Genomic DNA, 13,633 nt, shown 5'->3' with positions numbered 1-13,633 from the left:
GAGCAGATGGGGAGCGGGCCGCGAGGCCGCGCTCCCCATCCGCTCAGACACCGCCGTTGCGGCGCTTGTTGAAGATGTCGAACGCGACGGCCAGGAGCAGCACGATGCCCTTGATGGCCATCTGCCACGCGGCGTCGACGCTCAGGATCGACAGGCCCATGTTGAGCACGCCCATCACCAGACCACCGACGACGGCCCCGACGACCGTGCCGATGCCGCCCTGCACGGCGGCACCGCCGATGAACACCGCCGCGATGGCATCCAGTTCGTAGTTCTGACCGGCGGATGCCACGGCGCCACCGGCGCGTGCGGTGCTGACCACCGCGGCGAGGCCCGCGAGCACGCCCATGTTGACGAAGATGAAGAAGTTGACCCACTTCGTCTTCACCCCGCTCATCACGGCGGCGAAGAGGTTGCCGCCCATCGCGTAGATGTGCCGGCCGAAGGTCGTGCGGTTGAGCACGAACGTGTAGGCCAGGACGAGCACGGCGAGGATGATCAGCACGATCGGGGTGCCGTTGTACGCGGCGATCGTGAAGGCGACGGCCATGATCGCGACGACCGCGATGGCGTTCTTCAGCCAGAACGACCACGCCAGTTCGCGGGGCAGCTCGAGGCGGCGGAGCGTCGCCCGCGTGCGCAGCTGCTGGACGATCAGCAGGACGCACGCGATGGCGCCGAGCACGAGGGTGAGGGCGTCCCAGTTGCCGAGGTAGCCCAGGAACGGCGGCAGCCAGCCCGCGCCGATCGCGGTGAACCCGTCGGGCAGGCCGCTGATCGTGCCGCCGGTGAGGAGCACCAGCGTGAGGCCGCGGAAGAGCAGCATGCCCGCGAGGGTGACGATGAACGCGGGGATGCCGACGAAGGCGACCCAGAACCCCTGCCACGCCCCGACCACGGCGCCCACGACGAGCGAGAGCAGGACCGCGACGAACCAGGGCAGGCCCCATTGGTTCATCGCGATCGCGGCGATCGCGCCGACCATGGCGACCACCGAACCGACCGACAGGTCGATGTGGCCGGCGATGATCACCATGACCATGCCGATCGCGAGGATCAGCACGTAGGCGTTCTGCTGGATCAGGTTGTTGACGTTGCCCGGCATGAGCAGGCGCCCGCCCGTGAGCACCTGGAACAGCACGATGATGATGACGAGGGCGGCGAGGATGCCGAACTGACGGAAGTTGATGCGCGCGAGCAGGCCGCGACGTCGCGGTCCGGGTTGCGTCGGCGCGTCGACCGTCTGGGTGGATGCGGTGGCCATGTCTGTCAGTTCCTTCCGGCGGTCATGTGCCGCATGAGGGTCTCCTGCGTGGCGTCGTCACGGCTGACCTCGGCCGTGATGCGCCCCTCGGAGATGGTGTAGATGCGGTCGGAGAGGCCGATGACCTCGGGCAGCTCCGACGAGATGACGATGACGGCCTTGCCCTGGGCCGCGAGCTCGTTGATGATCCCGTAGATCTCGTACTTGGCCCCGACGTCGATGCCGCGGGTGGGCTCGTCGAGGATGAGCACGTCGGGTCCGGTGAACATCCACTTCGACAGGACGACCTTCTGCTGGTTGCCGCCGGAGAGGCGTCCGGTGATCGCGGCGACGCTGGGCGCCTTGATGTTCATCTTGTAGCGGTACGAGTCGGCGACCTTGTACTCGCGGTACCGGTCGACCACCCCGAGCCGGGCGAGCCGGGCGAGGGCGGATGCCGAGACGTTGACCTGGATGTCGCCGATCAGGTTGAGGCCGTACTTCTTGCGGTCCTCCGTGGCGTACGCGATGCCGTGCTTGATCGCGGCGTCGACGGTGCGGACGTCGATCTGCTGACCGTTCTTGTAGACCTCGCCCGAGATGCCCGTGCCGTACATGCGGCCGAAGATGCTCATCGCGAGCTCCGTGCGACCGGCGCCCATAAGACCCGCGAAGCCGACGATCTCGCCCGCGCGCACCATGAAGGACGCGTCCTGGATGACGACGCGCTCGGTGTCGACGGGGTGGTGCACGGTCCAGTTCTCGACGCGGAACAGCTCCTCGCCGATGTCGGGTTCGCGCGGCGGGAAGAGGCTGTTGAGGTCGCGGCCGACCATGGCGCGGATGATGCGCCCCTCGTCGGTCTCGGGATCGGAGCGGTGCATCGTCTCGATCGTGCGGCCGTCGCGGATGATCGTGATGCGATCCGCGATGCGCAGCACCTCTTTGAGCTTGTGGCTGATGATGATGCAGGTGATCCCCTGCGTGCGCAGCTGGTCGATGAGGTCGAGCAGGTGCGCCGAGTCGTCGTCGTTGAGGGCGGCCGTGGGCTCGTCGAGGATGAGGAGCTTGACCTCCTTGGCCAGCGCCTTGGCGATCTCGACGAGCTGCTGCTTGCCGACGCCGAGCTCGTAGATCTTCGTCGCGGGGTTCTCGCGCAGGCCGACGCGCTTGAGCAGGTCGGCGGCGGCGGTGTTGGTGGCGTTCCAGTCGATCACGCCGCGCTTGGACTTCTCGTTGCCGAGGAAGATGTTCTCGGCGATCGAGAGGTAGGGGCTGAGCGCCAGCTCCTGGTGGATGATGACGATGCCGGCGGCCTCGCTGTCGTTGATCGAGCGGAACTCCATCCGCTCGCCCTCGAGGGTGATCGTGCCCTCGAAGGACCCCGTCGGATAGACGCCGCTGAGAACCTTCATCAGGGTCGACTTGCCCGCGCCGTTCTCGCCGCAGATCGCGTGGACCTCACCGCGGTGCACGTCGACCGACACGTCGGCCAGGGCCGGCACGCCGTTGAACGACTTCGAGATCCCCGCCATGCGCAGGATCGGTTCGGTCATGGTGTGTTTCCTCCGTCAGCTCCCTCGCCGAGGTGGCGAGGATCGAGCGGCGGGACGGGAGAACCCGCCCCGCCGCGAGAGGGCCGGGGCGGGAGGGACCCGCCCCGGCCGGTGGGGCTCAGAGCCCGACGTCGGAGGCCTTCAGGAAGCCCGAGTCGATGAGCTTGGACTGCACGTCGTCCTTGACGACGACCTCGGGGGTCAGCAGGTAGGAGGGCACGACCTTCTTGCCGTTGTCGTAGGTCTTGGTGTCGTTGACCTCGACCTCCTTGCCGTCCTTGATCTCCTGGATCATCGTGAAGACGCGGTCACCGAGGGCACGGGTGTCCTTCCAGACCGTCATCGACTGCAGGCCGTCGAGGATCGCCTTGACGTTGGCCTTGTCGGCATCCTGACCCGTGATGATCGGGTACTCGGCTCCGGCGGTGTAGCCGGCCGACTTCAGCGACGCCTCGATACCGATGGCGAGGCTGTCGTTGGGCGAGAGCACCACGTTGACCTTCTTGCCGTCGCCGTAGAACGACGACAGACGGTTGTCCATCTCGGCCTGGGCCTTGTCGGAGGCCCAGCCCTGGATGCCGATCGACGCCCACGCGTCGTCGTTCGCGGGCGACTTGCCGCTGGGGACGACCAGCTGGCCCTTCTCCACGTAGGGCTGGAGCACGTCCCAGGCGCCGGCGAAGAAGAACTTCGCGTTGTTGTCGTCGGGGCTGCCGGCGAAGGGCTCGAGGTTGAACGGTCCCTTGCCGTCCTTCAGGCCCAGCTGCTCCTCGATGTACTGGCCCTGCAGGGTGCCGACCTTGTAGTTGTCGAACGTGGCGTAGTAGTCGACGTTCTCGCTGCCGTTGATGAGACGGTCGTAGGCGATGACCGTGGCGTTCTGCGACTTGGCCTCTTCGAGGACCGGGCCGAGCGTGGAGCCGTCGATCGCGGCGATGACGAGGATCTTCGCGCCACCCGAGATCTGGTTCTGGATCTGGCTGATCTGCTGGTCGGTCTTGTTGTCGGCGTACTGCAGGTCGACGGTGCACCCGGCGTCCTGCAGCTTCTTCTGCAGCTGCTCACCGTCGTTGATCCAGCGCTCGAGGCTGCGGGTCGGCATCGCGATGCCGACGTTGCAGTCGCCGCTGGCACCGGCGGCGTCGCCGCCTCCGTCGGCAGGGCGCGTGGAGCTGCACGCCCCGAGACCCACGGCGAGCGCCGCGATGGCCGCACCGGTCAGGATTTTCTTCAGCATGTGATCTGCGTTCCTCTCTGAACAGCAGGGACCGTATGGTCCGCACCCGCGCCCTCCCCGGCGTCGGATCGGGTACGTCTTCGTCCCGGCACTCTGGTCCGTCGAATTATGACGGCTCCGAAAAAATATCCATCGCCGAGGGTTTTGTCTATAGCCACGTCAAAATTGTCCGGGCCCGTGATCGGACCGTGACCGAGCCGCCGGAATTGCCGGAAAACGCGCCCTGATCAGCCGTCAGCGCACGTCGCGGTCGGCACCCGACCACAGATCGGCGCACTCGACGAGCGTCGTGCCCTGCGCGATCAGGTAGGGACGCGCGCCGACGTCGCCGCGCGCGGCGCTCGACACCGCTGCCCAGTGGGCCCGTCCGAGCAGCACCGGATGCCCCGGCGCACCGTCGTAGGCGGCCTGGGCGAGGGCGTCGGGGGCGGCTCTGCGGGCGACGCGCGCGACGGCCGCCGGCACCAGCTCGGGGGTGTCGACGGGGACGACGACGGCCGCGAGCGCCGACCCCGACGACAGGGCGGCCAGTCCCGCGCGCAGCGAGGCCGCCATCCCCGATTTCCAGTCCTCGACCCGCACGATCGACGCCTCCGCGGGCACGAGCGCCGCCGCCTCATCGACGCCGGCCCCGAGCGCGACGGTGACGTCGCGGCATCCGCCCTCGATCAGCGCGCGCACCGTGAGAGCCACCCACGGCGTTCCCGCCGGGGTGCGGGCGAGGGCCTTGGGCCCGCCGAAACGACGACCCGCCCCCGCGGCCAGGACCAGTCCCGAGACGGCGACGGGGGGCGCGGCGGGCATGGTCACGACAGCGTAGCGTGCGCGAAACACGCCCCGACTACCGTCGCCCCCATGCTCGATCTGGCCGCCGACCTGGTGCCCCTGATGGATGCCGGGGTGCCTCTCGCGGCGGTCACGGTCACCGCCGTCGTGCGCAGCGCACCGCGCGGCGTGGGCGCCACCCTCGTCGTGACGCGCGACGCGCGCGTGATCGGATCGATCTCGGGCGGCTGCGTCGAGAACGATGCCGTGATGCTCGGACTCGACGTCCTGCGCACCGGGTCGGTGCGCCGCGCGCGCTTCGGCTTCACCGACGACGGCATCGTCACCCCCATTGCGGCGGGCCTCGCGTGCGGCGGCGCGGTCGACGTCGTCGCCTACCCGCTCGACGACGGCATCCGCCCGGCGCTCGACGCGGCTCGCGCAGGACGCGGCGCGCGCGTGCGCCTCGAGCTCGACGGAGAACCGCTCGTTCTCGAGCGGCCCGCCGCCCCGCGCCTGATCATCCTCGGCGCCGGAGAGCATGCCGCGGCCCTGTGCCGCCTGGGAGCGGCGGCCGGATTCGCGGTGACGGTGTGCGACGACTGGGCGCTGCTCGCCACCCGCGAGCGCTTCCCCGACGCCGTCGAGGTCGTCGTCGCCGCGCCTCACGACTTCCTCGCCTCCCTCGACGACGCCGACGAGCGCACCGCGGTGTGCGTGCTGACGCACGACGAGCGACTCGACGTGCCCGCCCTGCGGACGGCGCTGCGCATGCCGGTCGGCTTCGTCGGCGCGATGGGGGCGCGGGCGACCGTCGCGCGGCGGGCGCACCTGCTGCGCGGGGTCGGAGTGACGGATGCCGAGCTCGCACGCCTGCATTCGCCCCTGGGTCTCGACCTCGGCGGGGCCACCGCCGAGGAGACGGCGCTGTCGGTGATCGCCGAGATCGTCTCGTCCCGCAACGCCGCCGACGCGCGGCCGCTGAGCGAGGGCCTGACCGGGCGCCTGCACCGCGGCGACGCGTCGCAGGCGGATGCCGGATCGTGCGCCGTGAGGAGCGCATGAGCGTCGTCGTCGTCCGCGGCGCGGTCGCCGTCGTCGAGGACTCCGCGCGCGTGCGCACGGGCGACGTCGTGATCGCCGACGGACGCGTCGTGGATTCGGCCGACCTCACCGGGGCGCGGGTCGTCGACGCGAGCGGGTGCGTCGTGACGCCGGGTCTGGTGAACGCCCACCATCACCTGCTGCAGACCGCGTTCCGCACCCTTCCCGGAACCCGGGGCATCCCGATGCGCGACTGGCTGCCGGCGATGGCGGCGGCGTACGCCGACGCGGTCGTCGACCCCGAACTGACTCTCCTCGCCGCGCGCGCCGGTCTCGCCGAGGCCCTGCTGAGCGGGGTGACCACGGTCGCCGACCACCACCTGACGTGGCCGAGCGGCGCGGACACGGTCGGGATCGCGCGGGGCGCGGCGACCGCGGCATCCGACCTCGGCGCACGCGTGGCGTTCGTCCGTGGCGCGGCCCGCGACGACCCGCAGGAGGCCGCGATCTCGGCCGAGGCGATCGTGTCGGCGCTCGTGCCCGACGGCGTCGGGGGCGTCTCGGCCGACGGGATGCTCCAGATCGCGGTCGGGCCCGCGGGCGTGCACAGCGATCCGCGCGAGACCTTCGCCCTGCTGGGCGAGGTCGCTCGACGCCACGGACTGCGCCGACGCACGCAGGCGAACGAGGTGGTCGACGTCGAGATCGCCCTCGAGCGATACGGGCGACGGCCGCTCGACCTGCTCGAGGAGTGGGGATGGCTGGGGCCCGACGTGACCCTCGCCCACCTGTGCGACGTCACGCCCGACGAGATCGCCCGTCTCGCGGCATCCGGGGTCACCGCCACCCACGCTCCCGGCTGCGACGTGCCCATGGGGTGGGGGGTCGCGCCCGTCCGGCGCCTCCTCGACGCCGGGATCCCGGTGGGGCTCGGCACGAGCGGCGGCGGCAGCAACGACGCGGGGCACCTGCTCGCGGACGCGCGCCTGGCGATGCAGGTGTCGGCGCTGGTGGGGCCCCAGCTGCCGGCATCCGAGGTGCTGACGATGGCCACGGCGGGCTCCGCCGACGGCCTCGGACGGAGCGATCTGGGGCGCCTCACGCCGGGATCGGCGGGCGACCTCTGCCTGTGGGACGTGTCGGGAGTGGCCGACGCGGGCGTGGCGGATCCGGTCGCGGGCCTGCTGTGGGCCTCGCCCGGGCGGCGTCCGCGCTCGGTTCTCGTCGCCGGTCGCGTCGTGGTCGACGAGGGCCGGCTGGTCACGGCCGACGAGGGCGAGATCGTCGCCCGACTCTTCGAGAGGGTGGCACGATGACGTCCATGGCACCACCGGCGATCCCCCTCTCGTCCGCGCACTCGACCCCCACCCCGCAGACCCCCACGAGCGACGAGCGTCTCGGCGCGCACCTGCGCGGCCTGCGCAAGGCGCGAGGGCTCACGCTCACCCAGCTGGCCGAGGCGGCCGAGCTGTCGCACCCCTTCCTCAGCCAGCTCGAGCGCGGGCTCGCCCGCCCCAGCATGGCGAGCCTCGAGCGCCTGGCGCGGGCCCTGGGCACGAGTCGGGTCGAGCTGATCGCGGGCTCGGAGCCGCCGCGCGCCGATGCCGACGCGCAGCCGTCGTTCGTCGCCGCCGGCGAGGGCGTGACGGGTCCGTACGCGGAAGGCACCGCCCGCCTGCTCGCGGAGGGCCCTCGACGCTTCGAGCCGCTCGAGTTCACCGGCAGCAACCCGCAGCCGGGCGATCACTACGTGCACGACGAGGACGAGTTCCTCACGGTGCTCGAGGGCTCGATCGTGATCTCGTTCGGCGCGTTCGGAGAGCGCACGCTCCACGTCGGCGACTCCGTCTACTGCCGCTCGGGCACCCCGCATCGCTGGCATTCGCCCGACGGCTCGCCGTACCGCCTGCTGATCGTCAAGGAGGTCGTCCACGGCGACGGCGCCGACGATCCGACCGACGTCTGAGGAAGAGGAGAACGCGTGAGCGCAGGGGTGAGCTTCGACGCCGTGGTGCGGGAACGACGGGATGCCGCCGACGGGGTCGTCGTGCTCGATCTCGAGCGGGCGACCGGAACCCTGCCGCACTGGTCGCCGGGGGCGCACATCGACGTCATCCTCCCCGACGGACTCGAGCGGCAGTATTCGCTCTGCGGTTCGCCGACCGAGCGCGGCACGTGGCGCATCGGGGTGCTGCGCGAGCGCGAGGGTTCGGTGTGGCTGCACGAGAACGCGCGGGTCGGCGCGACGCTGCGGGTGCGGGGCCCTGCGAACCACTTCCTGTTCGCGCCCACGGCGGGTCGCTCCTACGTGTTCGTGGCCGGCGGCATCGGGATCACCCCGATCGTGCCGATGGTCGAGGCGGCCGAGGCCGCCGGTGCGACCTGGACGCTGCTGTACGTCGGACGGTCCCGCTCCACGATGGCCTTCGTCGACGAGCTCGAGGCCCGCTACGGCGAGCGCGTCGAGATGTTCGCGGCCGACGAGGGGCGCCGCCTCGACCTGACCGAGCGCCTGGGCACCCCCGTCGCGCGCGCGGTCGTGTACGCCTGCGGGCCCGCGCGCCTGCTGGAGGCGCTGGATGCCACGATGGCGGGCTGGCCGCGCGGGAGCCTGCACGTCGAGCGGTTCGAGGCGAAGGTGCTCGGCCCGCCGGTGTGGAGCGAGCCGTTCGAGGTCGACCTCATGATGTCGGGGCTGACGGTGACGGTCCCGCCCGAGCGGTCGATCCTCGACGTGGTCGAGGAGAACGGCATCGTCGTGCCCTCGAGCTGTCGCGTGGGCACGTGCGGCACGTGCGAGGTCGCCGTCGTCGACGGCGAGATCGAGCATCGCGACTCGGTGCTCTCGCCCGAGGAGCAGGACGCGAACCGCACGATGATGCCGTGCGTCTCGCGCGCGGCGTGCGAGCGGATCACGCTGGAGCTCTGACTCGGCCCGATCGCCGCGACGCGGGGATTCGGTGCGGTCGCCCCCCGGCTATGCGGAGCGGCGAAGCGGGGCGGCATCCGGTCCGGCATCCAGTCCACGGAGACAGGAGATCGTGTCGGAACAGGACCGGCCGGCGCCGACGCGGCCTGTTCTCGCGTGATCTCCTGTGCTCGCGCGGCTCGTCGCGCGCGAGCGGCGAGCGCGCAAGCGGCGAGTGCGCGGGGGCGCGAGCGGCGAGCGCGGGGCGGCGAGCGCACGGGTCGGAGCGGGGGTGACGTCCGCCTCAGCCTGTCCGACAACTTTGTCGAGAGGGTCACGCGGGAGAAATACGGCGGAAACGCACGCTTCCTAGCATCGGATCATCGCCGGATGTTGCTCACACCAACACTGACGCAGCCGCCCCGAGCGGCTCGCCCCGTCGCCGTGGCCCCGTCTCGACTCCCGTCATCCCGACTTCCCGGAGGTCTCCGTGTCCGCCGTTCCACCCGCCTCCATCGCCGCTCTGCGGGGTGTGCGCCTCGCCTCCGGCGATGTCGTCGACATCGCGCTCGACGGCGACGAGGTGCTCGCGGTGGTCCCGGCCGGCAGCCCCCTCCCCGAGACCGACGGCGTCGTCCTCGACCTCGAGGGATACGTCGTCACCGCCGCGGGCGCCGAACCGCACGCGCACCTCGACAAGTCGCAGTCGTGGGATGCCATCCAGCCGCCGTTCGGGGATCTCGAGCGCGCGATCGAGAGCTGGCACGCCTTCGCCCTGACCCTCGACGAAGACGACACGCTGCGCCGGGCGCGATCGACGGCGCTGCGGATGCTGGCATCCGGGATCACCTCCGTGCGCACCCACGTCGACCTCCTGCGCGGGGAGGACGCCCTCACCGGCGTCCGCGCCCTCGTGCGGCTGCGGGCCGAGCTCGCGGGGATCATGGACCTCGAGCTCGTCGCCCTGGGCGGCCCGACCGTCGCCGACGAGGTCTTCGAGGCCGCGCTCGACGCCGGCGTCGACCTGGTGGGCGGCGCCCCGCACCTCGCCGAGGATCCGACCGCCGACCTCGAGCGTCTCGTCGCCCTCGCCCGGCGCCGCGACGTCGGCCTCGACCTGCACACCGACGAGAGCCTCGCCGGAGCCGACACCCTCGCCGCCTACGCGCGGGCCGTCACCGGCTGGCACCGCCCCCGGACCGCCGGCCACTGCGTGCGCCTGAGCATGATGCCGGCGACCGAGCTCACCTCCCTCGCCGACACCGTGCGCGAGGCCGAGATCGGGATCATCGCGCTGCCCATCACCAACCTGTACCTGCAGGGCTGGGATGCCGAGCACGCCGTGCCGCGCGGGATCGCGCCGATCGGCCGTCTCAAGGCCGCCGGCGTGCGCGTCGCCGCGGGAGCCGACAACGTGCGCGACCCGTTCAACCCCGTGGGCCGCTGCGATCACCTCGAGACCGCCTCGCTGCTCGTCAGCGCCGGGCACCTCGCCCCCGAGGACGCGGTCGAAGCCGTCACGGTCGGGGCGCGCGAGGTCATGGGCCTGCCGTTCGCGGGACCCGTCCCCGGAGCGCGGGCCGACCTCGTCGCGGTGAGAGCCGAGTCGCTCGGCGAGGCCGTCGCCTTCGCCAGCGCCGACCGCGTCGTCATCCACCGGGGACGTCTGGTCAGCCGCACCCGCGTGTCGACCGAGACCGCCCCGATCTCCTCGTCCGAACCCACCCGCACCGCCGCACCCGCGACGGCGTCGTAACCCGACCCCACCGAAAGAGAGCGCCCCCGTGACCCTGGCCTCCCCCGCCCCGGTGTCCGTCGCGGATCCCACCGCGCCGATCCTGGACTTCCGCAACGTCGCCATGACGTTCCCCAACGGCACCACCGCCCTCTCGGGCGTCGACCTCACCGTCCAGCGCGGCGAATTCGTCAGCGTCGTCGGCCCCTCCGGCTGCGGCAAGTCGACGCTGCTGCGCATCGCATCCGGTCTCGAATCCGCGAGCGAAGGAACCGCGACGGTGAACACCGATCGCATCGGCTACGTCTTCCAGGATGCGACGCTCCTGCCCTGGCGCGACGTGCAGTCCAACGTCGAGCTCCTCGCCGAGCTCAACTGGCAGCCCAAGCGCGTTCGCACCCCGAAGGCGAAGTGGGCGATCGACCTGGTCGGCCTCAACGGCTTCGAGAAGCACCTGCCCAAGCAGATGTCGGGCGGCATGAAGATGCGCGCCTCGCTCGCCCGCTCCCTCACGCTCGACCCCGAGCTCTTCCTCTTCGACGAGCCGTTCGGCGCGCTCGACGAGATCACCCGCGAACGCCTGAACGACGAGCTCATCAAGATCTTCGTCGAGCAGAAGTTCGGGGGGCTCTTCATCACCCACTCGGTCTCGGAGGCCATCTACCTCTCCACGAAGGTCGTGGTGATGTCGGGACGCCCCGGCCACCTCGTCGACACCTTCGAGGTCCCCTTCGACATGCCGCGCGACCCCGAGATCCGCTACACCGCCGAGTTCGCGAAGCTCGTCGGCGAGGTCTCCCACGCCCTCCGGGAAGGACACTCATGAGCACCACCTCCGCTGAGCCCGTCGTCGACACGACGGCGGCACCCCCGGCATCCACCCCTCCCCTCGAGCCGCCCCGCCCGCGCGCGGCCGCACCCCGACGGGGATTCGCCTCGCGCCTCGGCGTCGTCGGCCCCCCGCTCGCCGTGCTCGTCGTGCTGCTCGGCGGCTGGTACGGCGTGTCGATCGCGCTGGCCGCGTCGGGCAAGGGCTTCCTCATGCCGATGCCCCACGAGATGTTCACGATGGGCTTCTTCGACCCGCAGGTCGGCTCCGACATCTGGATCGCCCTGTTCCGCACCACCGGCGTCGCCCTCACCGGCCTCGCGGTGGCCATGATCCTCGGCATCGGCTGGGCGATCGCGATGTCGCTGGCGCGGTGGGTCGAGCGCTCGACCTACGCCTACGCCGTGATGCTGCAGTGCATCCCGATCCTCGCGCTCGTGCCGCTGGTCGGCTTCTGGTTCGGGTACGAGTTCACCGCCCGCGTCATCGTGTGCGTGCTCATCGCCCTGTTCCCGATGGTGTCGAACACGCTGTTCGGCCTGCAGTCGGTCGACAAGTCGCAGCGCGAGCTGTTCCGCCTCCAGAAGGCGAACAAGTGGACGGTGCTGACCAAGCTCACCCTCCCGGCGGCGCTGCCCTCGATCTTCGTCGGCATGCGCACCTCGGCGGGACTGTCGGTCATCGGCGCGATCGTCGGCGACTACTTCTTCCGCCGCGGCGAGCCGGGCATCGGCTCGCTCATCGCCAATTACCAGTCGCGCCTGCAGAGCGCCGAGCTGTTCGCCGCCATCCTCGCGGCGTGCCTGCTCGGTGTCGCGATCTTCGCCTTCTTCGGCTGGCTGTCGAAGGTGGCCGTCGGCCGCTGGTACGAAAGCGCCCTCTAGACCCCCGGATGCCATAGCGCCGCGCCGTCCCTCCCGTGCGCCCGTACGGGAGGCGGCATCCGGCGTACCCGAAAACCCGCAGCTCCCCCTCCCGCACCCGAGCACCACCGACGTCACAGAAAGCGAACCAGCATGCAGCGCTCCACCCTCCTCCGCGGCACCGCCGTCACCGGCGCCGTCGCGATCGCCCTGACCCTCACCTCCTGCGCCGGAAGCGCGGCGGAGAGCGCCCCGGCCGCCTCCTCCGACATGGAGATCGGCTCGGTCGACCTCTCGGCCGACTGCCCTTCGACGATCGTCGTCCAGACCGACTGGAACCCCGAGGCCGAGCACGGTCACCTCTACGAGATGATCAAGGACGACTACGAGATCGACGCCAACACCAAGGCGGTCACCGGTCCCCTCATGTCGGACGGCGAGTACACCGGCGTCAACCTCGAGATCCGCGCCGGCGGCCCCGCCATCGGCTTCCAGACGGTCTCGGCGCAGATGTACCAGGATGACGCCATCACCCTCGGCTACATCAGCACCGACGAGGCGATCCAGCTCTCCTCCACCACCCCCACCAAGGCCGTCTTCGCGCCCCTGGACATCAGCCCGACCATGGTCATGTGGGACCCGGAGACCTACCCCGACGTCAAGACGATCGACGACGTCAAGGGCGCCCTGTCCGCGAACGGAGGCGTGTGGCGCTACTTCGACGGCTCCGCGTACATCGAGTACCTCAAGAGCGCCGGCCTCGCCGACTCGGCGATCCTCGACGGCTCGTACGACGGCACGCCGTCGAACTTCGTCGCCGCCGGCGGCAAGGACATGCAGCAGGGCTTCGCCTCGGCCGAGCCGTACGTGTACCAGAACGAGGTCTCGGCGTGGGGCAAGCCCGTCGACTTCGCCCTGATCCACGACGCCGGATGGCAGACCTACCAGTCGTCGGTGTCGGTCAAGGCCGACAAGTTCGACGAGCTGTCGCCCTGCCTCTCGAAGCTCGTCCCCGTGCTGCAGAAGGCCGGCGTCGCGTACTACAAGGACCCGTCGGCAGCCAACGACCTCATTCTGAAGCTCGTCGACGAGTACGCCACCGGCTGGACGTACACGCAGGGCGTGGCCGACTACTCCGTCAAGACGCAGGTCGACCTCGGCCTCGTCGGCAACGGCCCCGACTCCACCTACGGCAACTTCGACGACGACCGCTTCGCGGACTTCTTCGACAAGGCCGGCAAGGTCTACACCGACCTCGGCACCCCGCCGGCGTCGGGCTACACCCCGGCCGACCTGTACACGAACGAGTTCATCGACACGAGCATCTCGTTCTGACCCGACGGCCCGGTCCGCCTCGGCGGGCCGGGCCGCCCGGCGGGGCGGCCCGAACCCCGCTGGACCGAGGTCCCTGAGCTTGTCGAAGGGACCGGAACCCACGACACCCCGCGAGACC

12 protein-coding genes are annotated in these 13,633 nt (G+C 70.9%); 8 read left to right on the top strand and 4 right to left on the bottom strand.

The annotated features are described in order from the left end of the window. Positions 1-43: 43 nt before the first annotated feature. The 4 genes from mmsB to RWH44_RS08420 all read right to left on the bottom strand — a co-directional run bounded on the left by mmsB (position 44) and on the right by RWH44_RS08420 (position 4,840). Positions 44-1,264 carry a multiple monosaccharide ABC transporter permease gene (gene mmsB / locus RWH44_RS08435; protein ID WP_298870528.1) on the bottom strand — a complete coding sequence of 407 codons (1,221 nt, stop codon included), beginning with the start codon at positions 1,262-1,264 and terminating at the stop codon, positions 44-46. 5 nt (positions 1,265-1,269) lie between these two features. Continuing rightward, complete coding sequence (gene mmsA, locus RWH44_RS08430) at positions 1,270-2,799, bottom strand: multiple monosaccharide ABC transporter ATP-binding protein (RefSeq protein ID WP_316004230.1); 1,530 nt, start codon at positions 2,797-2,799, stop codon at positions 1,270-1,272. 118 nt (positions 2,800-2,917) lie between these two features. Further along, entirely contained in the window at positions 2,918-4,036 is a 1,119-nt protein-coding gene (gene chvE / locus RWH44_RS08425; RefSeq protein WP_298870525.1) for a multiple monosaccharide ABC transporter substrate-binding protein, read from the bottom strand. A gap of 234 nt (positions 4,037-4,270) precedes the next feature. Next, on the bottom strand, positions 4,271-4,840 hold the full coding sequence (locus RWH44_RS08420; RefSeq protein ID WP_316004229.1) for a nucleotidyltransferase family protein: 570 nt from the start codon (positions 4,838-4,840) through the stop codon (positions 4,271-4,273). Positions 4,841-4,891: 51 nt separating this feature from the next. Between RWH44_RS08420 and RWH44_RS08415 the strand changes: the two genes are divergently transcribed. The 8 genes from RWH44_RS08415 to RWH44_RS08380 all read left to right on the top strand — a co-directional run bounded on the left by RWH44_RS08415 (position 4,892) and on the right by RWH44_RS08380 (position 13,515). Beyond that, positions 4,892-5,866: an XdhC family protein gene (locus RWH44_RS08415; RefSeq protein ID WP_316004228.1), complete on the top strand. Its 975-nt coding sequence runs from the start codon at positions 4,892-4,894 to the stop codon at positions 5,864-5,866. Further along, on the top strand, positions 5,863-7,161 hold the full coding sequence (locus tag RWH44_RS08410; RefSeq protein ID WP_316004227.1) for an amidohydrolase family protein: 1,299 nt from the start codon (positions 5,863-5,865) through the stop codon (positions 7,159-7,161). Before RWH44_RS08415 ends, RWH44_RS08410 begins: the two co-directional genes overlap by 4 nt. Then, positions 7,158-7,811 (top strand): helix-turn-helix domain-containing protein, encoded by a 654-nt coding sequence (locus tag RWH44_RS08405; RefSeq protein WP_316004226.1) that lies wholly within the window; start codon positions 7,158-7,160, stop codon positions 7,809-7,811. The genes RWH44_RS08410 and RWH44_RS08405 overlap by 4 nt, the downstream gene beginning before the upstream one ends. Positions 7,812-7,826: 15 nt before the next feature. Beyond that, positions 7,827-8,774, top strand: a complete 948-nt coding sequence (locus RWH44_RS08400) for a PDR/VanB family oxidoreductase (protein WP_316004225.1) — start codon at positions 7,827-7,829, stop codon at positions 8,772-8,774. A 469-nt stretch (positions 8,775-9,243) separates the two neighbouring features. Next, positions 9,244-10,509: an amidohydrolase family protein gene (locus RWH44_RS08395; protein WP_316004224.1), complete on the top strand. Its 1,266-nt coding sequence runs from the start codon at positions 9,244-9,246 to the stop codon at positions 10,507-10,509. Between the two features lie 28 nt (positions 10,510-10,537). After that, a complete protein-coding gene (locus tag RWH44_RS08390) occupies positions 10,538-11,314 on the top strand; it encodes an ABC transporter ATP-binding protein (protein WP_298870506.1) in 777 nt (258 codons plus the stop codon). Next, complete coding sequence (locus RWH44_RS08385) at positions 11,311-12,201, top strand: ABC transporter permease (protein WP_298870505.1); 891 nt, start codon at positions 11,311-11,313, stop codon at positions 12,199-12,201. Before RWH44_RS08390 ends, RWH44_RS08385 begins: the two co-directional genes overlap by 4 nt. 132 nt (positions 12,202-12,333) lie before the next feature. Next, the gene (locus tag RWH44_RS08380; RefSeq protein WP_316004223.1) at positions 12,334-13,515 is read left to right on the top strand and encodes an ABC transporter substrate-binding protein; all 1,182 of its coding nucleotides are present in this window, start codon (positions 12,334-12,336) and stop codon (positions 13,513-13,515) included. Positions 13,516-13,633 lie beyond the last annotated feature (118 nt).

Source organism: Microbacterium phycohabitans (assembly GCF_032464935.1).
GTDB lineage: Bacteria > Actinomycetota > Actinomycetes > Actinomycetales > Microbacteriaceae > Microbacterium > Microbacterium phycohabitans.
Note: the sequence above shows the minus strand (reverse complement) of the source record. Positions and strands in the feature narration are given on the sequence as shown.

What these genes read in the sequence shown, in the direction of transcription:
- mmsB (WP_298870528.1), bottom strand. Translation starts at nt 1,264, where the DNA reads ATGGCCACCGCATCCACCCAGACGGTCGACGCGCCGACGCAACCCGGA.
- mmsA (WP_316004230.1), bottom strand. Translation starts at nt 2,799, where the DNA reads ATGACCGAACCGATCCTGCGCATGGCGGGGATCTCGAAGTCGTTCAAC.
- chvE (WP_298870525.1), bottom strand. Translation starts at nt 4,036, where the DNA reads ATGCTGAAGAAAATCCTGACCGGTGCGGCCATCGCGGCGCTCGCCGTG.
- RWH44_RS08420 (WP_316004229.1), bottom strand. Translation starts at nt 4,840, where the DNA reads ATGCCCGCCGCGCCCCCCGTCGCCGTCTCGGGACTGGTCCTGGCCGCG.
- RWH44_RS08415 (WP_316004228.1), top strand. Translation starts at nt 4,892, where the DNA reads ATGCTCGATCTGGCCGCCGACCTGGTGCCCCTGATGGATGCCGGGGTG.
- RWH44_RS08410 (WP_316004227.1), top strand. Translation starts at nt 5,863, where the DNA reads ATGAGCGTCGTCGTCGTCCGCGGCGCGGTCGCCGTCGTCGAGGACTCC.
- RWH44_RS08405 (WP_316004226.1), top strand. Translation starts at nt 7,158, where the DNA reads ATGACGTCCATGGCACCACCGGCGATCCCCCTCTCGTCCGCGCACTCG.
- RWH44_RS08385 (WP_298870505.1), top strand. Translation starts at nt 11,311, where the DNA reads ATGAGCACCACCTCCGCTGAGCCCGTCGTCGACACGACGGCGGCACCC.
- RWH44_RS08380 (WP_316004223.1), top strand. Translation starts at nt 12,334, where the DNA reads ATGCAGCGCTCCACCCTCCTCCGCGGCACCGCCGTCACCGGCGCCGTC.